At 39.7% G+C, this 22283-nt stretch carries 27 protein-coding genes; 23 read left to right on the plus strand and 4 right to left on the minus strand.

All coding sequences use genetic code 11. The annotated features are described in order from the left end of the window. Position 1: 1 nt before the first annotated feature. From rpsP to K1I71_RS04270, 7 genes are all read left to right on the plus strand, one after another. A complete protein-coding gene (gene rpsP, locus K1I71_RS04240) occupies positions 2–274 on the plus strand; it encodes a 30S ribosomal protein S16 (RefSeq protein ID WP_000268760.1) in 273 nt (90 codons plus the stop codon). A gap of 19 nt (positions 275–293) precedes the next feature. Further along, the gene (gene kphA / locus K1I71_RS04245; protein ID WP_000379617.1) at positions 294–533 is read left to right on the plus strand and encodes an RNA-binding protein KphA; all 240 of its coding nucleotides are present in this window, start codon (positions 294–296) and stop codon (positions 531–533) included. Between the two features lie 109 nt (positions 534–642). Next, positions 643–1194 (plus strand): hypothetical protein, encoded by a 552-nt coding sequence (locus K1I71_RS04250; RefSeq protein WP_004239319.1) that lies wholly within the window; start codon positions 643–645, stop codon positions 1192–1194. 107 nt (positions 1195–1301) lie between these two features. Then, positions 1302–2090, plus strand: a complete 789-nt coding sequence (locus K1I71_RS04255; RefSeq protein WP_045606134.1) for an alpha/beta fold hydrolase — start codon at positions 1302–1304, stop codon at positions 2088–2090. Positions 2091–2120: 30 nt separating this feature from the next. Then, complete coding sequence (gene rimM, locus K1I71_RS04260) at positions 2121–2639, plus strand: ribosome maturation factor RimM (protein ID WP_001105890.1); 519 nt, start codon at positions 2121–2123, stop codon at positions 2637–2639. Continuing rightward, positions 2629–3348 carry a tRNA (guanosine(37)-N1)-methyltransferase TrmD gene (gene trmD / locus K1I71_RS04265; protein ID WP_045606136.1) on the plus strand — a complete coding sequence of 240 codons (720 nt, stop codon included), beginning with the start codon at positions 2629–2631 and terminating at the stop codon, positions 3346–3348. The genes rimM and trmD overlap by 11 nt, the downstream gene beginning before the upstream one ends. Before the next feature lie 11 nt (positions 3349–3359). Beyond that, a complete protein-coding gene (locus K1I71_RS04270) occupies positions 3360–3698 on the plus strand; it encodes an ATP cone domain-containing protein (protein WP_001196040.1) in 339 nt (112 codons plus the stop codon). A gap of 30 nt (positions 3699–3728) precedes the next feature. On the opposite strand, the gene K1I71_RS04275 is transcribed toward K1I71_RS04270, so the two are convergent. After that, positions 3729–4049, minus strand: a complete 321-nt coding sequence (locus tag K1I71_RS04275; protein WP_045606140.1) for a hypothetical protein — start codon at positions 4047–4049, stop codon at positions 3729–3731. Positions 4050–4147: 98 nt separating this feature from the next. Between K1I71_RS04275 and K1I71_RS04280 the strand changes: the two genes are divergently transcribed. After that, positions 4148–4363, plus strand: coding sequence for a YdbC family protein (locus K1I71_RS04280; protein WP_049493420.1), 216 nt, complete (start codon positions 4148–4150; stop codon positions 4361–4363). 53 nt (positions 4364–4416) lie between these two features. Here K1I71_RS04280 and K1I71_RS04285 read toward each other — a convergent pair whose 3' ends face one another. Together K1I71_RS04285 and gor are read right to left on the minus strand one after the other, a co-directional pair. After that, positions 4417–4953, minus strand: coding sequence for a biotin transporter BioY (locus K1I71_RS04285; protein WP_042751006.1), 537 nt, complete (start codon positions 4951–4953; stop codon positions 4417–4419). Between the two features lie 196 nt (positions 4954–5149). Further along, positions 5150–6496 (minus strand): glutathione-disulfide reductase, encoded by a 1347-nt coding sequence (gene gor, locus K1I71_RS04290; protein WP_223330294.1) that lies wholly within the window; start codon positions 6494–6496, stop codon positions 5150–5152. Positions 6497–6786: 290 nt separating this feature from the next. On the opposite strand from gor, the gene K1I71_RS04295 reads away from it, so the two are divergent. The 15 genes from K1I71_RS04295 (at position 6787) to ciaH (ending at position 21906) form a co-directional block, all read left to right on the plus strand. Further along, positions 6787–7995, plus strand: coding sequence for an efflux RND transporter periplasmic adaptor subunit (locus tag K1I71_RS04295; protein ID WP_031236889.1), 1209 nt, complete (start codon positions 6787–6789; stop codon positions 7993–7995). After that, positions 7979–8680 (plus strand): ABC transporter ATP-binding protein, encoded by a 702-nt coding sequence (locus K1I71_RS04300; RefSeq protein WP_000811471.1) that lies wholly within the window; start codon positions 7979–7981, stop codon positions 8678–8680. Before K1I71_RS04295 ends, K1I71_RS04300 begins: the two co-directional genes overlap by 17 nt. Before the next feature lies 1 nt (position 8681). Then, positions 8682–9941: an ABC transporter permease gene (locus K1I71_RS04305; protein WP_223330295.1), complete on the plus strand. Its 1260-nt coding sequence runs from the start codon at positions 8682–8684 to the stop codon at positions 9939–9941. 123 nt (positions 9942–10064) lie between these two features. After that, the gene (gene metG, locus K1I71_RS04310; protein ID WP_223330296.1) at positions 10065–12062 is read left to right on the plus strand and encodes a methionine--tRNA ligase; all 1998 of its coding nucleotides are present in this window, start codon (positions 10065–10067) and stop codon (positions 12060–12062) included. 131 nt (positions 12063–12193) lie between these two features. Next, positions 12194–12514 (plus strand): PadR family transcriptional regulator, encoded by a 321-nt coding sequence (locus K1I71_RS04315; protein ID WP_000665422.1) that lies wholly within the window; start codon positions 12194–12196, stop codon positions 12512–12514. An 84-nt stretch (positions 12515–12598) separates the two neighbouring features. Continuing rightward, complete coding sequence (locus K1I71_RS04320; protein WP_223330316.1) at positions 12599–13333, plus strand: hypothetical protein; 735 nt, start codon at positions 12599–12601, stop codon at positions 13331–13333. Between the two features lie 72 nt (positions 13334–13405). After that, positions 13406–14332: an aldo/keto reductase gene (locus K1I71_RS04325; RefSeq protein ID WP_223330297.1), complete on the plus strand. Its 927-nt coding sequence runs from the start codon at positions 13406–13408 to the stop codon at positions 14330–14332. 99 nt (positions 14333–14431) lie between these two features. Next, positions 14432–14668: a DUF2829 domain-containing protein gene (locus K1I71_RS04330; RefSeq protein ID WP_000141913.1), complete on the plus strand. Its 237-nt coding sequence runs from the start codon at positions 14432–14434 to the stop codon at positions 14666–14668. After that, positions 14661–15359: a 3-oxoacyl-ACP reductase gene (locus K1I71_RS04335; RefSeq protein WP_223330298.1), complete on the plus strand. Its 699-nt coding sequence runs from the start codon at positions 14661–14663 to the stop codon at positions 15357–15359. The genes K1I71_RS04330 and K1I71_RS04335 overlap by 8 nt, the downstream gene beginning before the upstream one ends. 9 nt (positions 15360–15368) lie before the next feature. Then, on the plus strand, positions 15369–15869 hold the full coding sequence (locus tag K1I71_RS04340; RefSeq protein WP_004256498.1) for an NUDIX hydrolase: 501 nt from the start codon (positions 15369–15371) through the stop codon (positions 15867–15869). Further along, complete coding sequence (locus K1I71_RS04345; protein WP_223330317.1) at positions 15847–16722, plus strand: putative PEP-binding protein; 876 nt, start codon at positions 15847–15849, stop codon at positions 16720–16722. The genes K1I71_RS04340 and K1I71_RS04345 overlap by 23 nt, the downstream gene beginning before the upstream one ends. Next, positions 16691–17131 (plus strand): ASCH domain-containing protein, encoded by a 441-nt coding sequence (locus K1I71_RS04350; RefSeq protein ID WP_223330299.1) that lies wholly within the window; start codon positions 16691–16693, stop codon positions 17129–17131. The genes K1I71_RS04345 and K1I71_RS04350 overlap by 32 nt, the downstream gene beginning before the upstream one ends. A gap of 122 nt (positions 17132–17253) precedes the next feature. After that, positions 17254–19800, plus strand: a complete 2547-nt coding sequence (locus tag K1I71_RS04355; protein ID WP_223330300.1) for a M1 family metallopeptidase — start codon at positions 17254–17256, stop codon at positions 19798–19800. A 107-nt stretch (positions 19801–19907) separates the two neighbouring features. Then, complete coding sequence (ciaR, locus tag K1I71_RS04360; protein ID WP_125422103.1) at positions 19908–20582, plus strand: two-component system response regulator CiaR; 675 nt, start codon at positions 19908–19910, stop codon at positions 20580–20582. Further along, positions 20572–21906: a two-component system sensor histidine kinase CiaH gene (gene ciaH / locus K1I71_RS04365; protein WP_223330301.1), complete on the plus strand. Its 1335-nt coding sequence runs from the start codon at positions 20572–20574 to the stop codon at positions 21904–21906. The genes ciaR and ciaH overlap by 11 nt, the downstream gene beginning before the upstream one ends. A gap of 33 nt (positions 21907–21939) precedes the next feature. On the opposite strand, the gene K1I71_RS04370 is transcribed toward ciaH, so the two are convergent. After that, on the minus strand, positions 21940–22227 hold the full coding sequence (locus K1I71_RS04370; protein ID WP_004256528.1) for a DUF3270 domain-containing protein: 288 nt from the start codon (positions 22225–22227) through the stop codon (positions 21940–21942). Positions 22228–22283 lie beyond the last annotated feature (56 nt).

Genomic DNA, 22283 nt, shown 5'->3' on the forward strand with positions numbered 1-22283 from the left:
AATGGCAGTTAAAATCCGTTTGACTCGTATGGGTTCTAAGAAAAAACCTTTCTACCGTATCAACGTAGCAGATTCACGTTCACCACGTGACGGACGTTTCATTGAAACAGTTGGAACTTACAACCCACTTGTTGCTGAAAACCAAGTAACTTTGAAAGAAGACCGCGTTCTTGCATGGTTGGCTGATGGAGCTCAACCTTCAGATACAGTTCGCAACATCCTTTCAAAAGAAGGCGTATTGAAAAAATTCCACGATTCTAAATTCTCAAAATAAGTTTAAAGTAGGTTGACAGATGGATACGATTGAAAATCTCATTATTGCGATTGTGAAACCCTTGATTTCACAACCAGATGCCTTAACTATCAAGATTGAAGATACACCAGAATTTTTGGAATATCATTTGGATCTTGATCAAAGTGATGTGGGTCGTGTAATCGGTCGTAAGGGTCGCACTATTTCTGCGATAAGAACGATTGTCTACTCTGTCCCAACTGAAGACAAAAAAGTAAGAATCGTTATTGACGAAAAATAAGAAGGGCGGGACGAATGTCTCGCTTTTTTGCGAGAAGTGTAAAATTGCAGCCATTAAGTACCAACATGAACGTGATTTGGAAGGCTTTTTAAAGGGGGACTGGAAAAGAATGAACATTGATTGTATTTTAAACATAGATTGGGCAATGTACATTGATTGGTTATTGCGAATTTTACAGATTTCGACTTTTATAGGTGTAATTTTAAAAATTAGTTTTCAGAATAAGGCCTATATCAATAATATCGAAATTCAGGTAATTAAACCAATCGAATTTGATTCCTTACATACGAGATTTCATCATATATATGAGTTTAAACATGATGAAAATGATAAACATTATAACCATTTGATTTTTTATCCAAAGGAAGTTGATATTGAAATTATAGAATTTTATTCTTTAATCTATGATTCAAAAAGTAATCGTTTAGTTGATAATGATAAACTGCATACAGTTAAAAATTTAAAGAATTATACATGCTTATTGATTCATACAAATTTACCAGAGAATATGCCTAGTTTAAGAATGAAATGGAAAACAAGTCAGGGTGAAATTGGCGAGTATACATTTTATAGTAATATGTATAATGGGAATGTGAATATCTCATCTTTCAAATATAAATTAACATTAAAGAGGAAACTATTAGCACTTTTTGGACTATAGCGATACCTCTATGTATCTTCCTCCAACTTGAGAAAATCTTTGGAACGTGATAAAATAAAGGATAAGGATTTTTAATAATTCATTATATAGAATGAGTGGATTTCTTTATGAAGAGGTTTGAAGTATCTACAGAAATTGGTAGTCTCTCTGTTACTTATCAAAAGCAAAAGAAAATGCTAGTTTGTTTAAGTGGCGTAGGTTTGCTACCAAGTTATGAAAATTTTTCACTTATACTTGAAAAACTTCCTCCTACAATTGGTTATTTGACAATTGATTTTCCGAACACAGGTAGGAGTCCGATTCATGACCAAGCTGGAAAAAATCTAGATAATCTTGCAGATGCGGTTTATAAAGTACTTGAAGAATTGGCGATTTCTGAATACATACTTTGTGCACATAGTTTGAGTGGAATTTTAGCTTGTAAATTGCTCAAGAAACCAATTAAGTGTCAGGCTTTAGTAGCAATGGAACCGACAACTAAAAAAGTCATGTTTGCTGATTTTTCAGAAAATCCTTATCCAGAAATGGAAAAGCAGATGAGGCTGATTGAGGAGTGTGGTCCTGAACTTTATTTTAAGAACTTAACTCAAGAGACATTTAGCCCTGAAACTAATAAAGAAATCTGGAAAATAATGCAAGAAAAAGGTTCAGAGTTGGAAAGTCAATATACAGGATTTCAGATATCTGGAGAGATTACTGAGGAAGATTTTGAGAATGTCTCGATAGAATCTCATGTCCCTGTATTTATTTTTTGTCAGCCTTATAGAGAAAAAGAGTACAGAGAATCAGAATATTGGACTTCCAATACTAAACTCATTTTAGGAGGGAATCACCATTATTTACAATGGTCAGAATCAGAAAAAATTGTGACTATTATTCGAGAATTGTCCGAATAAGATGGAAAGAAGGAGACTACAGGAGACAAGATGAACTACTTTAATGTTGGGAAAATCGTCAATACGCAGGGGTTGCAGGGTGAGATGCGAGTCTTGTCTGTGACGGATTTTGCAGAAGAACGGTTTAAAAAAGGGGCTGAGCTAGCTTTATTTGATGAAAAAGATCAGTTTGTTCAAACAGTGACTATCGCTAGTCACCGTAAACAGAAGAACTTTGACATTATTAAATTCAAAGACATGTACCATATCAATGCTATTGAAAAGTACAAGGGATACAGTCTCAAGGTTGCTGAGGAAGATCTGAATGACCTAGACGATGGTGAATTTTATTATCACGAGATTATCGGTTTGGAAGTCTATGAGGGTGATAACTTGATTGGAACCATCAAGGAAATCCTGCAACCAGGTGCCAACGATGTCTGGGTGGTCAAGCGAAAAGGCAAGCGTGATTTATTATTGCCTTATATCCCACCAGTGGTTCTCAATGTTGATATTCCAAATAAACGGGTCGATGTGGAAATCTTAGAAGGGTTAGACGATGAAGATTGATATTTTAACCCTCTTTCCAGAGATGTTTTCTCCACTGGAACACTCAATCGTTGGAAAGGCACGTGAAAAAGGGCTCTTGGATATCCAGTACCATAATTTTCGAGAAAATGCTGAAAAGGCCCGCCATGTAGACGATGAGCCCTATGGAGGTGGACAGGGAATGTTGCTCCGAGCTCAACCCATTTTCGATGCCTTTGATGCTATTGAAAAGAAAAATCCTCGCGTCATTCTCCTAGACCCAGCTGGAAAGCAGTTTGATCAGGCTTATGCTGAAGATTTGGCTCGAGAAGAGGAACTGATCTTTATATGTGGGCACTATGAGGGTTATGATGAGCGTATTAAGACCTTGGTAACAGATGAGATCTCCTTGGGGGATTATGTCTTAACTGGTGGAGAGTTGGCAGCTATGACCATGATTGATGCTACGGTACGCCTGATTCCAGAAGTGATTGGCAAGGAGTCTAGCCACCAAGATGATAGTTTTTCTTCTGGCCTTCTCGAATATCCTCAATACACACGTCCCTATGATTATCGAGGCATGGTCGTGCCAGATGTACTGATGAGCGGGCACCATGAAAAAATTCGTCAGTGGCGATTGTACGAGAGTTTAAAGAAAACCTACGAGCGCAGACCGGATTTGCTTGAACATTATCAACTGACAGTAGAAGAAGAAAAAATGCTGGCAGAAATCAAAGAAAACAAAGAATAAAGGAGAACCCTATGCAAGTAATCAAACGTGATGGAGAAATTGCTGAATTTAATCCAGATAAGATTTACCAAGCTATCTTAAAGGCAGCCCAGACTGTCTATGTATTGACAGATGATTTGCGTCAAAACCTTGCACAAGTCACTAAGAAAGTGGTTTTGGATTTGGAAGAAGCCAAGGTGGAACGTGCTACCATCAGCATGATTCAGTCTATGGTTGAACATCGTTTACTGGGTGCAGGTTACATTACCATTGCAGAACACTACATTTCCTATCGTCTACAACGTGACTTGGAAAGAAGTGGTTATGGAGATCATATCGCAGTTCATTTACATTTTGAACAAATTCGCTAAGAAAAAAGAGTGGGATGAAGCAACAACATCTCACTCTTTCTTAAATCTATTTTTTTGGGCGGTCTGGACAGTTGAAGGGACAAATCGCAGGCGTTGAATATCGCTTATGCGGATAATACGACTTACATTTTTAGCAAAATTTTTCACGATAATTTGCTGGCGTTGCTGATCGTATTTGATGATGTCACCTGTAAAGCTTGTCTCAGACAAGATAAGGTGAACAGCGGTTTGTTTCTGGATAGCCTCTTCAATAGTGGCTGTAAGGGAGTTGCTTTCAGTCTGGTCAGGTTGGTCATGTCCATTTAAAAAGTCATGTATTTTATCTAGAACTTGCTGGAATTTATGTCTCATAGTGACCTCCCTTCTTTTATATCAATATTATATAAAATTTTCCTAAAATCTACAAGATTTTACGAATAATCAAATGAAAGCTAAAAAAGGAGAAGAAAATGGCAGAATTTACATTTGAAATCGAAGAGCACTTGTTGACTCTTTCTGAAAACGAAAAAGGTTGGACTAAGGAAATCAACCGTGTGAGCTTTAATGGTGCTCCTGCAAAGTTTGATATTCGTGCTTGGAGCCCAGATCATACTAAAATGGGCAAGGGAATTACTCTCTCAAATGAAGAATTTCAAACAATGGTGGATGCTTTTAAAGATAACTAAGTTGTCAAAATAAAAGAAAAGGATACTGAGTCATGATAACTCGATATCCTTTTTTAGTTAGTAAAGTAAGCCTGATTTTTAAGGCGTTGAAGTAAGGGACGGCTAATAAAACTAATAGCAATAATTTTACCAAGATCTGGGATGATAAAGGGAATGACCCCCACAACAAGAGCTTTTTCAAATGCCATTCCAGCTAGGAAATGCAAGCTAAGAATCCCTCCGATAAAGACAAGGGCATCACCCAAGAGGTTTGCAAGAAAAATCTTGATAACACCACTCTTGCTGTTAGTTAGGGAAGAAGTAAGTCCAGAGTATACAAGATAAAACCAAAGATAGCCTGCAGTAGGGCCAACTAAAGCCTGAAAACCAGCTCCACCTCCTGCAAAGACAGGAAGACCGATAGCACCTAGAAGAAGATAGAGTCCAACAGAAAGTACAGCCTCTCTCGGTCTGAAGACAGTAGCAATCAAGCCGATTGCAAAGTTTTGCAGAGTGAAGGGAACAGGTCCAATTGGAAGACTGATTTGTGCCAAAACAGCAATGAGAGCAGCCCCAATAGCAGGGATAGCATAAACGTGAGCTTTTTTCAAAATAGTTAACCTCTTTTCTGATGTATAGTAACTATTATACTCGTGGAGTAATTATTGTCAACCAATTTTTTAAAACAAGGTAACAAAGACTGTAACGGCCGATTTTGCTTATTGGTTAAGTTGGATAATTTTTTTGTAGATTTGTAAGACATTAAAAAAGAAGCAGACACATTTGTATCAGCTTCTTTTGTTTCGATTAACGCATAGTTACAAATTCTTCAGATGCAGTTGGGTGAATCGCCACAGTTGCATCAAAGTCTGCCTTGGTTGCTCCCATTTTGATAGCAACAGCAAATCCTTGAATCATTTCATCAACACCATAGCCAATTCCATGAAGTCCGACAACTTTTTCTTCTGAACCTGCTGTGATCAATTTGAAACGTGTTTCTTGACGGTTGTCAGTGCAAGCAGAGTACATAGACGTAAAGCTTGATTTGTAAACCTTGATTTGGTCTTGACCGTATTCTTTAATAGCTTGCTCTTCTGTCAAACCAACCGTTCCGATAGCAGGGTGTGAAAAGACAACAGTTGGAATAGTTGTGTAGTCCATTTTTGCAGTTGTTTTGCCGTTAAAGAGACGTTCAGATAAAGTACGTCCAGCCTTGATAGCAACTGGAGTCAGTTCTTTTTCGCCTGTTACATCACCTAAAGCGTAGATTCCCTCAACAACAGTATTTTGGTATTCATCCACTTGGATAAAGCCACGTTCGTTCAGAGTTACTCCAGCTTTTTCAAGTTGCAAGCCCTTAACGTTTGGACGGCGACCCGTAGCCCAGATAACTTGACTAGCTGTGTGACTAGTACCATCTTCGAAATGAATGGTAATGCCATCAGTAGTTTTTTCTAACTTGACAGGGACTTTGTGAGTGTGAAGTGGTAAGTTTGTTCTTTCCATTTCCTTGACCAGACCTTCAACGATGTAAGAATCAAAACCACGTAAAGGACGATCACGACGAACAAAGAGGTCTGTCTTGACACCAAAGGTGTGAAGTACGCCAGCCAATTCAACGGCAATATAACCAGCGCCTAGAATAGCAACTGACTCTGGCAATTCTTCCCAAGCAAATACATCATCAGAAGAGCCACCTAGCTCAGCACCAGGAATATTTGGAATACTTGGATGGGCACCAGTAGCAATCACGATATGTTTAGCGCGAATCAGTTCACCATTTACGCTAACAGTATGAGAATCTACAAATTCAGCATGACCTTCAATCAAGTCTACACCGTTGCGTTTAAAACTGCCATCATAAGAAGAACGAGCGCGATCGATGTAAGCTTCACGATTGCGACGTAGGGTTGCAAAGTCAAAGTTAAGATCAGTAGCCTTAAAGCCGTAGTCTTCTCCAAATTGATGGAAAGTCTCAGCAATTTGTGCCCCGTACCACATGATTTTTTTAGGAACACAACCGACGTTGACGCAGGTTCCACCTAGTTTCTTTTCCTCAATAACGGCCGCTTTGGCTCCGTGTTCACCAGCACGGTTCATGGTAGCAATTCCTCCACTACCTCCACCGATAGCAATGATATCATATTCTCTCATTTAAAACTCCTTTATACTCTTTGAAATAGTAGAGTGTCATTTTTTGATAGTCATATTCTATCTTTTTTTTTATCTGATTGCAAAAATCTGCTACGTTCAAAAAAATTAAAGAAAAGGCTTGCAAAAAGGAAAAATAAAGTGTATTATATAACTAGTACAACGGTAATAAAAATAAATTCCGAACAATAATCAAATCCTGAAATGTCATTATTTCGTTCTGAAAGGTTATTGTTTATATTTGCTAATTTTTATATAATATTGTTAAGGACTTTAAATCAAAAAGGAGTTTCATTATGAAGAAGAATGGTAAAGCTAAAAAGTGGCAATTGTATGCAGCAATCGGTGCTGCAAGTGTAGTTGTATTAGGTGCTGGGGGGATTTTGCTCTTTAGACAACCATCTCAGACCGCTGTAAAAGATGAGCCTACTCATCTTGTTGTTGCCAAGGAAGGAAGCGTGGCGTCCTCTGTTTTATTGTCAGGGACAGTAACAGCAAAAAATGAACAATATGTTTATTTTGATGCTAGTAAGGGAGATTTAGATGAAATCCTTGTTTCTGTGGGTGATAAGGTCAGCGAAGGACAGGCTTTAGTCAAGTACAGTAGTTCAGAAGCCCAGGCGGCCTATGATTCAGCTAGCCGAGCAGTAGCTAAGGCAGATCGTCATATCAATGAACTCAATCAAGCACGAAATGAAGCCGCTTCAGCTCCGGCTCCACAGTTACCAGCACCAGCAGGAGGCGAAGGAGCTGCAGGGCAAACTCCAGCTCCAGTCTCAGGAAATGCAGTTTCATCTATTGATGCACAACTAGGTGATGCCCGTGATGCTCGTGCAGATGCAGAAGCGCAATTAAGTAAGGCTCAAAGTCAGTTGGATGCCATGACGGTTCTCAGTACCCTGGAGGGAACTGTGGTTGAAGTCAACCACAATGTTTCTAAATCTCCAACAGGAGCTAGTCAAGTAGTCGTTCATGTCGTAAGTAATGAAAACTTGCAAGTTAAGGGTGAACTATCTGAATATAACCTTGCCAACCTCTCTGTAGGACAAGAAGTAACCTTTACTTCTAAAGTTTACCAAGATAAGAGCTGGACAGGTAAGATTAGCTATATCTCTGACTATCCTAAAACTAGTGGTGAAGCAGCAAGTGCAGCTACTGCCGCAACAGGTGGTAATTCTGGTTCTAAATATCCATATACCATCGATGTTACAAGTGAAATCGGTGATTTGAAACAAGGATTCTCAGTAAGTGTTGAGGTTAAGAATAAGAGTAAAGCCATTTTGGTTCCTCTAACAAGTGTTGTGACTGAAAATGATAAGAACTATGTCTGGGTGCTTGACGAGCAGAAAAAGGCCAAGAAAGTGGAAGTTGGTTTGGGCAATGCTGATGCAGACAACCAAGAAATCACTTCAGGTCTGACAAATGGAGTCAAGGTCATCAGTAACCCAACGTCTTCTCTAGAGGAAGGAAAAGAGGTGAAGGCTGATGAAGCAACTAATTAGTCTAAAAAATATCTGCAGAAGCTACCGTAACGGTGACCAAGAACTGCAGGTTCTCAAAAATATCAACCTAGAAGTGAATGAGGGTGAATTTGTTGCCATCATGGGACCATCTGGTTCGGGTAAGTCTACTCTCATGAATACGATTGGTATGTTGGATACACCAACCAGTGGAGAATATTATCTTGAAGGCCAAGAAGTAGCTGGACTTGGTGAAAAACAACTAGCCAAGGTCCGCAATCAACAAATCGGTTTTGTCTTTCAGCAGTTTTTTCTTCTATCTAAACTTAACGCTCTGCAAAACGTAGAATTGCCCTTGATTTACGCGGGAGTTTCGGCTTCAAAACGTCGCAAGTTAGCTGAGGAGTATTTAGACAAGGTTGAATTGACAGAACGTAGTCATCATTTGCCTTCGGAATTATCTGGTGGTCAAAAGCAACGTGTAGCCATCGCGCGTGCCTTGGTAAACAATCCTTCTATTATCCTAGCGGACGAACCGACAGGAGCCTTGGATACCAAAACAGGTAACCAAATCATGCAACTATTGGTTGAACTAAATAAAGAAGGAAAAACTATTATCATGGTAACGCATGAGCCTGAAATCGCTGCTTATGCCAAACGCCAGATTGTCATTCGAGATGGAGTTATTTCGTCTGACAGTGCGCAGTTAGAAAAGGAGGAAAACTAAGATGCAGAATCTGAAATTTGCCTTTTCGTCTATCATGGCACATAAGATGCGCTCTTTTCTTACTATGATAGGGATTATCATTGGTGTTTCATCAGTTGTTGTGATTATGGCTCTGGGGGATTCCATGTCTCGTCAGGTCAATAAAAACATGACCAAGTCACAGAAGAATATTCATGTCTTTTTCTCGCCTATTAAAAGTAAAGACGGTTCTTTTACCCAAAAACAATCGGCTTTGACAGTTTCTGGGAAAGAAGAGGAAGTTCCTGTTGAACCACCAAAACCACAAGAGTCTTGGGTCAGGGAGGCGGCTAAACTGAAGGGGGTAGATAGTTACTATGTAACCAACTCAACGAATACCACCTTATCTTATAAAGATAAAAAAGTGGAGCGCGCTAGCTTGACGGGTGGGAATATTACCTACATGAAGGCGGTTGAAAATGAAATTGTTGCAGGCCGAAGTCTTATAGCTCAGGATTATAAAGATGTGGCCAGTGTCATTTTACTAGACCAAGAACTTGCTAATAGTCTGTTTGGATCTGCTCAAGAAGCTGTTAACCAGGTTATAGATGTTGGTGGCTTTAGCTATCGTGTCATTGGTGTCTATACCAGCGATGAGGCCAAGACTGCCAAGACTTTTGGTATTGGTGGACTTCCGATTACGACTAATATTTCTCTTGCCAACAACTTCAATATGGATGAGATTTCTGATATTGTCTTCCGGGTTAATGATACCAGTTTGACACCAACTGTGGGACCAGAATTAGCTAGAAAATTGACCGAAATTGCTGGTATTCAGCAAGGGGAGTATCAGGTGGCAGATGCGACTGCAGCCTTCCAAGAAGTACAACAATTGTTCGGCTTTATAACTACGATTATTAGTGCCATTGCAGGAATTTCCCTTTTTGTTGGGGGGACTGGTGTTATGAACATCATGCTGGTTTCGGTGACAGAGCGTACTCGTGAGATTGGTCTCCGTAAGGCTTTGGGTGCAACGCGTGCCAATATTTTAATCCAGTTTTTGATTGAATCCATGATTTTGACCTTGCTTGGTGGAGTTATTGGTCTAACCATTGCGACAGGCTTAACAGCTATAGCTGGTCTACTTTTGCAAGGTTTGATTGCGGGTATAGAAGTGGGAGTATCAATTCCAGTTGCCCTATTTAGTCTTGCAGTTTCGGCTAGTGTGGGTATCGTTTTTGGAGTCTTGCCAGCCAACAAGGCATCGAAACTTGATCCAATCGAAGCCCTTCGTTATGAATAAGATCAACAAGATGGACACTTGTCTATCTTGTTTTTGTATGGATTTCCCTATCGAAAATCCTTAAAAATGTGATATAATGAAGTGTTAGAAAAACAGGTTTCATTTGCCTGGAAAGGAAAAATTATGTCTGAAAAGAATTTTTATATTACAACGCCGATTTACTACCCATCTGGTAAACTTCATATCGGTTCTGCCTACACAACCATCGCTTGTGATGTCCTAGCACGTTATAAACGCCTGATGGGCTACGATGTCTTTTATTTGACAGGTCTTGATGAACATGGTCAGAAAATCCAGCAGAAAGCTGAAGAAGCTGGTATCACACCTCAAGTTTATGTTGATGGGATGGCAGTTGGAGTTAAAGAACTCTGGCAATTACTCGATATCTCATACGATAAATTCATCCGTACAACTGATGACTACCATGAAAAAGTTGTCGCACAAGTCTTTGAACGCTTGCTGGCTCAAGATGACATCTATTTAGGTGAATACTCTGGCTGGTATTCAGTATCAGATGAGGAATTCTTTACAGAAAGCCAGCTTGCAGAAGTATTCCGTGACGAAGCTGGAAATGTGACTGGTGGTATCGCTCCATCAGGTCACGAAGTGGAATGGGTATCTGAAGAGTCTTATTTCCTTCGTCTTAGCAAGTACCAAGATCGTCTAGTAGAATTTTTCAAAGCTCATCCTGAATTTATCACTCCAGATGGTCGTCTGAATGAAATGCTTCGTAACTTCATCGAGCCAGGTTTGGAAGATTTGGCAGTTTCTCGTACAACCTTTACATGGGGTGTGCCAGTGCCATCTAATCCAAAACACGTTGTCTATGTTTGGATTGATGCCCTTCTTAACTATGCGACAGCTCTTGGCTACGGTCAAGATGAACATGGTAACTTTGACAAATTCTGGAATGGAACAGTCTTCCACATGGTAGGAAAAGACATCCTTCGTTTCCACTCAATCTACTGGCCAATCCTTCTTATGATGTTAGATATCAAATTGCCAGATCGTTTGATTGCTCACGGTTGGTTCGTCATGAAAGACGGCAAAATGTCTAAATCTAAAGGGAATGTCGTTTACCCTGAAATGTTGGTAGAACGTTATGGTCTAGATCCACTTCGTTACTACCTCATGCGTAGCCTTCCAGTTGGTTCAGACGGAACCTTCACTCCTGAAGACTATGTAGGCCGTATCAACTACGAATTGGCCAATGACCTTGGAAACCTCCTCAACCGTACGGTTTCTATGATTAATAAGTACTTTGACGGGCAAGTCCCTGCCTATGTAGAAGGTGTAACAGAGTTTGACCATGCTCTTGCTGACGTTGCAGAACAATCAATCGCTGACTACCAAACCTACATGGAAGCAGTTGACTACCCACGTGCACTTGAAGCAGTCTGGACCCTTATCTCTCGTACTAACAAATACATAGACGAGACAGCTCCATGGGTATTGGCAAAGGATGAAGCACTACGCGATCAATTGGCAAGTGTTATGAGCCACTTGGCAGCCAGCCTTCGCGTCGTTGCTCACTTGATTGAGCCATTTATGATGGAAACCAGTCGTGCAGTTTTGACTCAACTTGGTTTAGCAGAAGTTGCTAGCCTTGAGAACTTGAGCTTGGCTGACTTTCCTGCAGGTGTCACTGTCGTTGCCAAAGGAACACCAATCTTCCCACGTTTGGATATGGAAGAAGAAATCGCCTATATCAAGGAACAAATGGAAGGTAACAAACCAGCAGTCGAAAAAGAATGGAATCCAGACGAAGTTGAACTCAAACTCAATAAGGAAGAAATCAAGTTTGAAGACTTTGACAAGGTCGAAATCCGTGTCGCAGAAGTCAAAGAAGTGTCTAAAGTAGAAGGTTCAGATAAGTTGCTTCAATTCCGCTTGGATGCTGGTGATGGAGAAGATCGTCAAATTCTCTCAGGAATTGCAAAATTCTATCCAAACGAACAAGAATTGGTCGGCAAGAAAGTCCAAATCGTTGCTAACCTCAAACCTCGTAAAATGATGAAGAAATATGTCAGCCAAGGGATGATTCTCTCAGCTGAACATGATGGGAAATTAACCCTTCTCACAGTTGATCCAGCTGTACCGAATGGAAGTGTGATTGGGTAAAAGTATACAGGACTAGTTCATGCTAGTTCTGTTTTTTATTTAACTATTATGCTTTACAAACTAGTCTAGAAGTAGTATACTATAGATGAATCTACTAGTAGGTATTACAAAATAGATAGAAGGGGGAAGGGATGAAGGAAACTCAACTATTAAAAGGTGTTCTTGAAGGTTGTGTCTTGGATATGATTGGTCAAAAAGAGCGGTATGGTTATGAGTTAGTTCAGACTTTGCGAGAGGCTGGATTTGACACTATAGTTCCAGGAACTATTTATCCTTTGTTGCAAAAGTTAGAAAAAAATCAATGGATAAGAGGCGATATGCGCCCGTCGCCAGATGGTCCAGATCGGAAGTATTTTTCGTTAACGAAAGAAGGAGAAGAGCGTGTTTCGGTCTTTTGGCAACAATGGGACGATTTGAGTCAAAAAGTAGAAGGAATTAAGAATGGAGGGTAAACCATGACGAAAATGAAATATTATGAAGAAACAAGCGCTTTGTTGCATCAGTTTTCTGAGGACAATTAGCAGTATTTTGAGGAACTGTGGGATAGTTTTAATCTTGCTGGATTTCTCTATGATGAGGACTACCTCAGAGAGCAGATCTATTTGATGATGCTAGATTTCTCAGAAGCAGAACGAGATGGCATGAGTGCAGAGGATTATCTAGGTAAGAATCCTAAAAAAATAATGAAAGAGATGCTCAAGGAAGCACCTCGCAGTTCTACCAAGGAGTCCCTTTTGACGCCAATTCTTGTCCTAGCGGTATTACGTTATTATCAACTACTAAGTGATTTTTCTAAAGGTTCTCTCTTAACAGTCAATTTGCTCACATTTTTAGGGCAACTTCTTCTTTTTCTGATTGGATTTGGACTTGTGGCCACAATCTTACGTTGGGGGCTAGTCCAAGATTCTCCTAAGATGAAAATTGGCACTTATATTGTCGTTGGAATTCTTGTTCTGCTAGTCGTTCTAGGATATGTAGGAATGGGAAGTTTTATACAAGAAGGAGCCTTTTATCTTCCTGCTCCCTGGGATAGTTTCCTTGTTTTTACGCTTTCTCTAGTCATCAGTATTTGGAATTGGAAAGAAGCGGTCTTTCGTCCCTTTGTCAGTATGATTGTTGCCCATCTTGTGGTAGGTTCTCTGCTTCGTTACTATGAGTGGATGGGAATTTCAAATGTTTTCCTTACAAAATTCATTCCTTTAGCTGTTCTTTTTATTGGTATTTTTCTCTTGTTCCGTGGGTTTAAGAAGATAACATGGAGTGAAATATAGTCAAAAAGCCGTTGCAAAGCGGTTTTTTGTTATAATTAATTGAAGAATGTAGAATCAAAGGAGAAAAATTTGATGAGATACATAACTCTTGGTCAAGGTGACAAAGAATTATCAGAAATTGTTCTCGGAATGATGAGAATAGAAGATAAGTCTGTAAAAGAAGTTGAAGAGCTTGTAGAAACAGCACTGTCTGTTGGAATCAATGCTTTTGACTTGGCTGATATTTATGGTCGTGGTCGTTGTGAAGAACTGTTAGGTCTTGTCCTAAAAAATCGTCAAGATTTAAGAGAAGAGATGTGGATTCAGTCAAAATGTGGAATTCGCATTGAAGAATTTACCTATTTTGATTTTTCTAAGGACTATATTATAAAATCAGTTGACGGAATTTTGCAAAGATTGAAGATAGATCATCTAGATAGCTTGCTCCTTCATCGACCAGATGCTTTGATGGAATCTGACCAAGTAGCAGAAGCCTTTGATCTCCTTTATAAACAAGGTAAGGTTCGAAATTTTGGAGTTTCTAATCAAAATCCTATGATGATGGAGTTGCTTAAAAAAGATGTCAAGCAGCCGTTAGCTGTTAATCAGCTACAATTGAGTGCGACTTTTACACCAGGATTCGAATCAGGTTTTCATGTTAATATGGAAGATAGTCAAGCAGCTATGCGAGATGGCAGCATTTTTGAATATTGCAAATTACACGATGTGGTCATTCAAGCATGGTCTGTCTTACAATTTGGGTATTTTAAAGGGAATTTTGTTGGAAATGAGAAATTTCAAGCTTTAAATCAAGTACTTGATCGTTTAGCTATTAAATATGGAGTAACCTCTTCAACTATTGCCATTTCTTGGATATTGCGTTATCCAGCAAAAATGCAGGCAGTCGTAGGTACCACAAATCCTAATCACTTGAGAGAAGTTAGCCAAGCGGCAAACTTTAGCTTAACAAGAAAAGAATGGTATGAAATTTATCTTGCAGCAGGGAATAATTTGCCGTAAGTAGAAGCAGATGTAAATAAATCACAGTCAAAAAGCCGTTTTAAAGCGGTTTTTTTGTTATAATGAAGGGGAGAATTATTGATATTAAAGGAGAAAAACATGACATTTGAAGAGATCCTGCCTGGATTAAAGGCTAAGAAAAAATATGTACGTACTGGTTGGGGAGGTGCTGAAAACTATGTCCAACTTTTTGACACCATCGAGCAAAATGGGGTTGCACTTGAAGTGACACCTTATTTCCTAATCAACGTTTCTGGGGAGGGAGAAGGTTTTTCCATGTGGAGTCCGACACCTTGTGATGTTTTGGCGACGGATTGGGTAGAAGTGCATGACTAGACGTGTATTGATTACGGGAGTGAGTTCAGGGATCGGCCTGGCTCAGGCTCGACTTTTTTTAGAGAAGGACTATCAAGTTTATGGAGTTGACCAAGGTGAAAATCCACTCTTAGAGGGTGATTTCCACTTTTTACAGAGAGATTTGACCTTGAACTTGGAGCCTATTTTTGATTGGTGTCCTCAGGTTGATGTTTTGTGCAATACTGCTGGAGTTTTGGATGATTACAAACCCCTATTGGAACAATCAGCGCAGGAAATTCAAGAGATTTTTGAAATCAACTACGTGACTCCAGTAGAGTTGACTCGGCATTATTTGACACAAATGCTGGAGAATAAAAAAGGAATCATTATCAATATGTGCTCCATTGCTTCTAGCCTAGCAGGTGGCGGTGGACACGCCTATACTTCATCTAAGCATGCTTTGGCTGGATTTACCAAGCAGTTGGCTCTAGACTATGCTGGAGCTGGGATTCAGATCTTTGGTATCGCTCCGGGAGCAGTCAAGACAGCTATGACTGCTGCGGACTTTGAGCCAGGTGGATTGGCTGACTGGGTTGATAGTGAAACACCAATCAAGCGCTGGATTGAGCCAGAGGAAATAGCAGAGATTAGCCTTTTCTTAGCAAGTGGGAAAGCGAGTGCCATGCAAGGACAAATTCTGACAATAGATGGCGGATGGTCTTTGAAGTAGGAGGATCTGATGGAAATCAAAAGACACTTTGGAGTCTACGCTGTTTGCTTTGAAAATGGGAAGTTACTCTGCATTGAAAAAACGAGAGGCCCTTATCGACATCGGTATGATCTACCTGGAGGCAGACAGCAACTTGGTGAAGGACTGACGGAAACGCTGACTAGAGAAGTTATGGAAGAGACGGGATATGCTGTTAGAAGCTACTCCAATCCTCGAATCTACGATATTTTTGTCAGGGAAGAATTAAAAAATGTTATGGTTCACCATGTCATGGCCTTGTATGATGTTGAAATGAATGAGGAGGCACCTCAAGTTACGATTTCGGAAGCTGTATCTGATGGTGCGAATGATTCGCTGGGATATGTTTGGATGGATATTCAAAAAATCACAGAAGAAAATGCATCGCCATTAGTCTTGAAGGTTAAGACTGAATTATTAGGATTTCCAGAACTGGACAAGACTTCTTACATGAATTGGAAGGTGAATGATGAGAAACCAACTTGCCCTTAGTGGAGAAAAAATTCTTGAAAAAGTTTACCCACAACTATTTCACCACATTGGAATGATTCGTGGGGAGTATTTGTCGAGAGAGATCAACCAAAACATCCTGTTACCAAGTTGTCAGGAATTTGTAAAAGATTATCTAAACACTATTTGCTTCTTGTACTCAGATGAAGAGGTATGGTATCGTTTTTCTGAATTAACGAATACAGAAGCTAATTGTCTAAAGGGGACTAAAGAGTATTTTGATGAAAATCATCCCTTATTTGGATATAGAGGAACTAGGCGTTTGCTGGCGTGTCCGGATGAATTTCAGGCTGAAGCACATGTCGTTACAGAAGTTTATCAAAATAATCCCAATCTATCTATTATCTTTCCTTTTGTCAATGATGCTGAGCAGTTAAAGCAAGCTATTACAGTATTGCGTCAGCAGGGTTTTACTGGGAAAATCGGCACAATGATTGAATTGCCGTCAGCGTATTTTGACTTAGATAGGATACTGGAAACGGGCATTTCAAAGATTGTAGTTGGAATGAATGATTTGACTTCTTTTATTTTTGCCACTGTGAGAAACAGTCAATGGCATGATATGGAAAGTCCAATTATGTTAGATATGCTAAGAGATATGCAGGATAAAGCAAGGATGAAAAAGATTGACTTTGCTGTAGCAGGCTATCTGAATGATTCTTTCATACAAAAAATGAATCAGTTGAGTATCAAGTGCATTATTCACTACAGTTCTATTCTAGAGATTTTTGATTTAGAAATTGACCATCCAGATCATCTTAAACACATAAAAGAAGAAAGTAAAAAATTACAAAGGAGCACCCATGACACCGCAAGAAATGTGGAATGTCTATAAGCAAATCAACCCTTCTATCGGAGATGAGATAGATGCTTGGGCTTTTGGAGTGGAAGCCGATCTCTTGGCAGATTTGGTTTTAAAAGGCGAAAAAACAGCAACAGCATCAGCCTATGCTCTCTACGCACTAGAAAGCGAACTTCTTCCGCAAGAAGGCACCTTCGATATCATTTTAGATAGCCAAGATCGGGCTGTCTGTATTATCGAAATTACAAAGGTTTCTGTCCAGCCCTTCAATCAAGTTTCTGCTCAACATGCATTTAAGGAAGGGGAAGGAGACAAATCCCTAGCCTATTGGCGTCAGGTTCATGAGGACTTTTTCACAGACTGTTTGGGTGAAGCAGGACTGACTTTTACACCTGAAAGCAAGGTTGTTTTAGAAGAATTTCGCAAGGTCTACCCACTGTAGACTGTTAGACGGAAGAAAGTTTTGGAAATCACCGTCCAATCCTTTTTTCTCAGGCAAAACATGATATAATAAGTTTGTTTGAAGAAGAGCTCTAGCTCTTAAACTTAGAATAGGAGAAAACTATGCAAGCAGTTGAACATTTTATTAAGCAATTTGTTCCTGAACATTATGATTTATTTTTAGACTTGAGTCGTGAGACCAAGACGTTTTCAGGGAAGGTGACCATCGCTGGTCAAGCACAGAGTGACCGTATTTCCCTTCACCAAAAAGACTTGGAAATCGCTTCTGTAGAAGTTGCAGGGGAAGCTCGTCCATTCACAGTTGACCATGACAATGAAGCTCTTCATATCGAATTGGCTGAGGCTGGTCAAGTTGAATTGGTTATTACTTTTTCAGGAAAAATCACAGACAATATGACAGGAATTTACCCTTCATACTACACAGTTGATGGTGTCAAGAAGGAAGTCTTGTCTACTCAGTTCGAGAGCCATTTTGCGCGCGAAGCCTTCCCATGTGTGGATGAGCCAGAAGCTAAAGCAACTTTTGACCTCTCTTTACGTTTTGACCAAGCAGAAGGTGAATTGGCCTTGTCTAATATGCCAGAAATCGATGTTGAGAAACGTAAGGAAACAGGTATCTGGAAGTTTGAGACAACACCTCGCATGTCTTCTTACTTGTTAGCCTTTGTTGCTGGTGATTTGCAAGGTGTAACGGCTAAAACTAAAAACGGTACCCTTGTAGGTGTCTACTCAACCAAAGCCCACCCACTATCTAACCTTGATTTCTCACTGGACATCGCTGTTCGCTCTATCGAGTTTTACGAAGATTACTATGGAGTTAAGTACCCAATTCCTCAATCTCTTCATATCGCCCTCCCTGATTTTTCATCAGGTGCTATGGAAAACTGGGGTCTCGTAACTTACCGCGAAGTTTACTTGGTTGTGGATGAAAACTCAACCTTTGCTAGCCGTCAACAAGTTGCCCTTGTTGTGGCACATGAATTGGCTCACCAATGGTTTGGTAACCTGGTAACTATGAAATGGTGGGATGATCTTTGGCTCAATGAAAGCTTTGCTAACATGATGGAGTACGTCTGTGTAGATGCTATTGAACCAAGCTGGAATATCTTTGAAGATTTCCAAACAGGTGGTGTTCCGTCTGCCTTGAAACGTGATGCGACTGATGGTGTTCAGTCTGTTCACGTCGAAGTTAAACATCCAGATGAAATCAATACGCTCTTTGACGGAGCTATCGTCTATGCCAAAGGAAGCCGTCTCATGCACATGCTTCGTCGTTGGCTAGGAGATGCTGATTTCGCTAAAGGTTTGCACGCTTACTTTGAAAAACATCAATACAGCAATACCATTGGTCGTGACCTTTGGGATGCTCTTGGTCAAGCGTCTGGACGTGATGTCGCAGCCTTCATGGATTCTTGGTTGGAACAACCTGGTTATCCAGTTCTCACTGTCAAAGTTGAAAATGATGTCTTGAAGATTTCACAAAAACAATTCTTTATCGGTGAGCACGAAGACAAAAACCGTCTCTGGGTTGTGCCACTCAATAGTAACTGGAAAGGCTTGCCTGATACACTCGAAACTGAAAGCATCGAAATTCCTGGCTACGCAGCCCTTCTTGCTGAAAATGATGGAGCTCTTCGTTTCAATACTGAAAATACAGCCCACTATATTACAGACTATCAAGGAGACTTGTTAGATGCTGTTCTTGCTGACCTAGTTGAGCTTGATAACACAAGTAAACTTCAAATCGTTCAAGAACGTCGTTTGCTTGCTGAAGCGGGGCACATTTCTTATGCTGACTTGCTCCCAGTCCTTGATAAACTTGCTAAAGAAGAATCTTACCTTGTCGTTTCAGCTGTTTCTCAAGTGATTTCTGCCCTTGAGCGCTTTATCGATGAAGGTACAGAAACTGAGAAAGTCTTTAACAGTCTGGTTGCTAAATTGGCTCGTCATAACTATGACCGTCTTGGTTTTGAAGCTAAAGATGGTGAATCAGATGAAGACGAATTGGTTCGTCAGTTGACCATTTCCATGATGATTCGCTCAAATGATTCAGAAGCTAGCCAAGTCGCTAGCCAAATCTTCGCGGCTCACAAGGATCAGCTTGCAGGACTTCCAGCAGCAATTCGTTCCCAAGTCCTAATCAATGAAATGAAACATCACGAGACCAAAGATTTGTTAGCACTTTATCTTGATACTTATACTCACGCAACAGATGCTGTTTTTAAACGCCAGTTAGCAGGAGCTCTTGCCTACAGTAAAGATGCGGACAATATCCAAACCTTGATTGCTTCTTGGAAGGACAAATTTGTGGTTAAACCACAAGACTTGTCAGCTTGGTATAATCATTTCCTATCTCATCAAGCAACTCAGGAAACAGCTTGGTCTTGGGCGCGTGAAAACTGGGATTGGATTAAGGCAGCTCTTGGAGGAGATATGAGCTTTGATAGTTTTGTTATTCTTCCTGCTCACGTATTTAAGACTCAGCAACGCTTTGTAGAATACAAGGAATTCTTTGAGCCACAACTTTCTGACCTTGCTCTCAGCCGTAACATCGGTATGGGAATCAAGGAAATTGCAGCGCGTGTTGACTTGATTAACCGTGAAAAAGCTGTAGTGGAAGCAGTCGTTCTTCCATATGGGAAAGCTTAAACATTCGTAAAATAATAAAAACTCAACTTTCTCTCTTAAAGTAAGAGGGAGTTGAGTTTTTTTTAAGGCAAATTTGGTATAATGGTTCTAATAAGGAGGAGTTTCTCATGATAAAAATTTTATTAGTTGAGGATGACCTAGGCCTGTCAAATTCAGTATTTGACTTTTTAGACGATTTTGCAGATGTCATGCAGGTATTTGATGGGGAAGAAGGTCTCTACGAAGCTGAAAGTGGCGTCTATGACTTGATTTTGCTCGATTTAATGTTACCTGAAAAAAATGGCTTCCAAGTCTTGAAAGAATTGCGTGAAAAGGGAATTACGACTCCAGTTCTGATCATGACTGCCAAGGAAAGTTTGGATGACAAGGGACATGGTTTTGAACTAGGAGCAGATGATTATCTGACCAAACCTTTCTACCTAGAAGAACTCAAAATGCGGATTCAAGCCCTTCTCAAACGTTCAGGTAAGTTTAATGAAAATACCTTGACTTATGGAAATATTGTAGTTAATTTGTCAACAAATACCGTTAAGGTTGAAGATAATCCAGTCGAATTGCTGGGGAAAGAGTTCGATTTACTGGTTTATTTTCTTCAAAATCAAAATGTTATTTTGCCTAAGACTCAGATTTTTGATCGTCTATGGGGATTTGATAGTGACACAACGATTTCAGTTGTAGAAGTTTATGTTTCAAAAGTCCGTAAGAAATTAAAAGAAACCACTTTTGCAGAGAATTTGCAAACCTTGCGCAGTGTTGGGTATATTTTAAAAGATGTTCAGTAAACTAAAAAAAACATGGTATGCGGATGACTTTAGTTATTTTATCCGCAACTTTGGTGTCTTCACTCTGATTTTCTCCACCATGACCTTGATTATTTTGCAGGTCATGCATTCGAGTCTCTATACTTCGGTGGATGATAAGCTTCATGGCTTGAGCAACAATCCTCAGGCAGTTATTCAGTTGGCGTTAAATAGGGCGACAGAAGAGATTAAAGATTTGGAGAATGCGGCTACAGATACTAGTAAGACTGATGTAAAACCCAATGTTAGTTCCAATACAGAGGTTATTCTTTTTGATAAGAATTTCACTCAGCTCCTTTCTGGAAATAGATTTTTGGGATTGGATAAGATTAAGTTAGAGAAAAAAGAACTAGGACATATCTACCAGATTCAGGTTTTTAATAGCTATGGACAGGAAGAAATCTATCGCATGATTTTGATGGAAACCAATATCAGTTCTGTTTCAACCAATATCAAGTATGCGGCTGTCTTGATTAATACCAGTCAGTTGGAGCAAGCTAGTCAAAAGCATGAGCGATTGATTGTGGTTGTGATGGCAAGTTTCTGGATTCTGTCTTTGCTTGCCAGTCTCTATCTAGCTAGGGTCAGTGTTCGGCCCCTGCTTGAGAGCATGCAGAAGCAACAGTCCTTTGTGGAAAATGCCAGTCATGAGTTACGAACTCCACTTGCTGTTTTGCAAAATCGCTTAGAAACCCTTTTCCGTAAGCCAGAAGCTACCATTATGGATGTGAGCGAAAGCATTGCATCTAGTTTGGAAGAAGTCCGAAATATGCGGTTTTTGACGACAAACTTGCTGAACTTAGCACGTAGAGATGATGGGATTAAGCCAGAACTTGGAGAAGTTCCAACTAGCTTTTTTAATACAACTTTCACAAATTATGAGATGATTGCTTCGGAAAATGACCGTGTCTTCCGTTTTGAAAATCGTATCCATCGAACGATTGTCACAGATCAGCTCCTTTTGAAACAACTGATGACCATCCTATTTGATAATGCTGTCAAGTATACTGAAGAGGATGGTGAAATTGATTTTGTGATTTCAGCGACTGATCGTAATCTGTATTTACTGGTTTCGGATAACGGAGTTGGTATTTCCTCAGAAGATAAGAAGAAAATTTTTGACCGCTTTTATCGAGTGGACAAGGCTAGAACTCGTCAAAAAGGTGGCTTTGGTTTAGGATTATCCTTAGCCAAGCAAATTGTAGATGCCCTAAAAGGAACCATTACTGTTAAAGATAATAAACCAAAGGGAACAATCTTTGAAGTGAAGATAGCCATCCACACACCATCTAAAAAGAAAAAATAAAAATATCGCTCCAGTTGGGGCGATATTTTGGATTTATCTTCTACGTTTTCGTTTGATAATAGACCGTTGAACTTTTAAAACAAGTAAGCTGGATCCGATTGCTGCGGCAAAGGCAAGAGCAGTTGATAATTTTAATGCTAAAAAGATAAAACTAAAGATAGCAATACAGATACAAAAAACAGCGATATTAACAAAAAATAGGATTTCCTTGAGATTGGCATCAGATTGTGCTTCAGGTGTATAATCTTGATAGCGAGGAACCTGCTGGCTTAATTCTTCTTGATAGTCTACCTCATAGGATTGTAATTTTCTTACGGGCATTATTCTCTCCTTAACAGTACATACCTATTTTATCATTTTTTCAGCAGAGAATTATT

It is taken from the genome of Streptococcus mitis (assembly GCF_019929545.1).
GTDB classification, from domain to species: Bacteria; Bacillota; Bacilli; order Lactobacillales; family Streptococcaceae; genus Streptococcus; species Streptococcus mitis_BU.

What these genes read in the sequence shown, in the direction of transcription:
- K1I71_RS04280 (WP_049493420.1), top strand. Translation starts at nt 4,148, where the DNA reads ATGGCAGAATTTACATTTGAAATCGAAGAGCACTTGTTGACTCTTTCT.
- K1I71_RS04270 (WP_001196040.1), top strand. Translation starts at nt 3,360, where the DNA reads ATGCAAGTAATCAAACGTGATGGAGAAATTGCTGAATTTAATCCAGAT.
- K1I71_RS04370 (WP_004256528.1), bottom strand. Translation starts at nt 22,227, where the DNA reads ATGCCCGTAAGAAAATTACAATCCTATGAGGTAGACTATCAAGAAGAA.
- K1I71_RS04305 (WP_223330295.1), top strand. Translation starts at nt 8,682, where the DNA reads ATGCAGAATCTGAAATTTGCCTTTTCGTCTATCATGGCACATAAGATG.
- K1I71_RS04335 (WP_223330298.1), top strand. Translation starts at nt 14,661, where the DNA reads ATGACTAGACGTGTATTGATTACGGGAGTGAGTTCAGGGATCGGCCTG.
- K1I71_RS04340 (WP_004256498.1), top strand. Translation starts at nt 15,369, where the DNA reads ATGGAAATCAAAAGACACTTTGGAGTCTACGCTGTTTGCTTTGAAAAT.
- metG (WP_223330296.1), top strand. Translation starts at nt 10,065, where the DNA reads ATGTCTGAAAAGAATTTTTATATTACAACGCCGATTTACTACCCATCT.
- gor (WP_223330294.1), bottom strand. Translation starts at nt 6,496, where the DNA reads ATGAGAGAATATGATATCATTGCTATCGGTGGAGGTAGTGGAGGAATT.
- K1I71_RS04325 (WP_223330297.1), top strand. Translation starts at nt 13,406, where the DNA reads ATGAGATACATAACTCTTGGTCAAGGTGACAAAGAATTATCAGAAATT.
- trmD (WP_045606136.1), top strand. Translation starts at nt 2,629, where the DNA reads ATGAAGATTGATATTTTAACCCTCTTTCCAGAGATGTTTTCTCCACTG.
- K1I71_RS04315 (WP_000665422.1), top strand. Translation starts at nt 12,194, where the DNA reads ATGAAGGAAACTCAACTATTAAAAGGTGTTCTTGAAGGTTGTGTCTTG.
- K1I71_RS04255 (WP_045606134.1), top strand. Translation starts at nt 1,302, where the DNA reads ATGAAGAGGTTTGAAGTATCTACAGAAATTGGTAGTCTCTCTGTTACT.
- K1I71_RS04250 (WP_004239319.1), top strand. Translation starts at nt 643, where the DNA reads ATGAACATTGATTGTATTTTAAACATAGATTGGGCAATGTACATTGAT.
- K1I71_RS04355 (WP_223330300.1), top strand. Translation starts at nt 17,254, where the DNA reads ATGCAAGCAGTTGAACATTTTATTAAGCAATTTGTTCCTGAACATTAT.
- K1I71_RS04350 (WP_223330299.1), top strand. Translation starts at nt 16,691, where the DNA reads ATGACACCGCAAGAAATGTGGAATGTCTATAAGCAAATCAACCCTTCT.
- rimM (WP_001105890.1), top strand. Translation starts at nt 2,121, where the DNA reads ATGAACTACTTTAATGTTGGGAAAATCGTCAATACGCAGGGGTTGCAG.
- ciaR (WP_125422103.1), top strand. Translation starts at nt 19,908, where the DNA reads ATGATAAAAATTTTATTAGTTGAGGATGACCTAGGCCTGTCAAATTCA.
- kphA (WP_000379617.1), top strand. Translation starts at nt 294, where the DNA reads ATGGATACGATTGAAAATCTCATTATTGCGATTGTGAAACCCTTGATT.
- K1I71_RS04330 (WP_000141913.1), top strand. Translation starts at nt 14,432, where the DNA reads ATGACATTTGAAGAGATCCTGCCTGGATTAAAGGCTAAGAAAAAATAT.
- K1I71_RS04275 (WP_045606140.1), bottom strand. Translation starts at nt 4,049, where the DNA reads ATGAGACATAAATTCCAGCAAGTTCTAGATAAAATACATGACTTTTTA.
- rpsP (WP_000268760.1), top strand. Translation starts at nt 2, where the DNA reads ATGGCAGTTAAAATCCGTTTGACTCGTATGGGTTCTAAGAAAAAACCT.
- K1I71_RS04345 (WP_223330317.1), top strand. Translation starts at nt 15,847, where the DNA reads ATGAGAAACCAACTTGCCCTTAGTGGAGAAAAAATTCTTGAAAAAGTT.
- ciaH (WP_223330301.1), top strand. Translation starts at nt 20,572, where the DNA reads ATGTTCAGTAAACTAAAAAAAACATGGTATGCGGATGACTTTAGTTAT.
- K1I71_RS04300 (WP_000811471.1), top strand. Translation starts at nt 7,979, where the DNA reads ATGAAGCAACTAATTAGTCTAAAAAATATCTGCAGAAGCTACCGTAAC.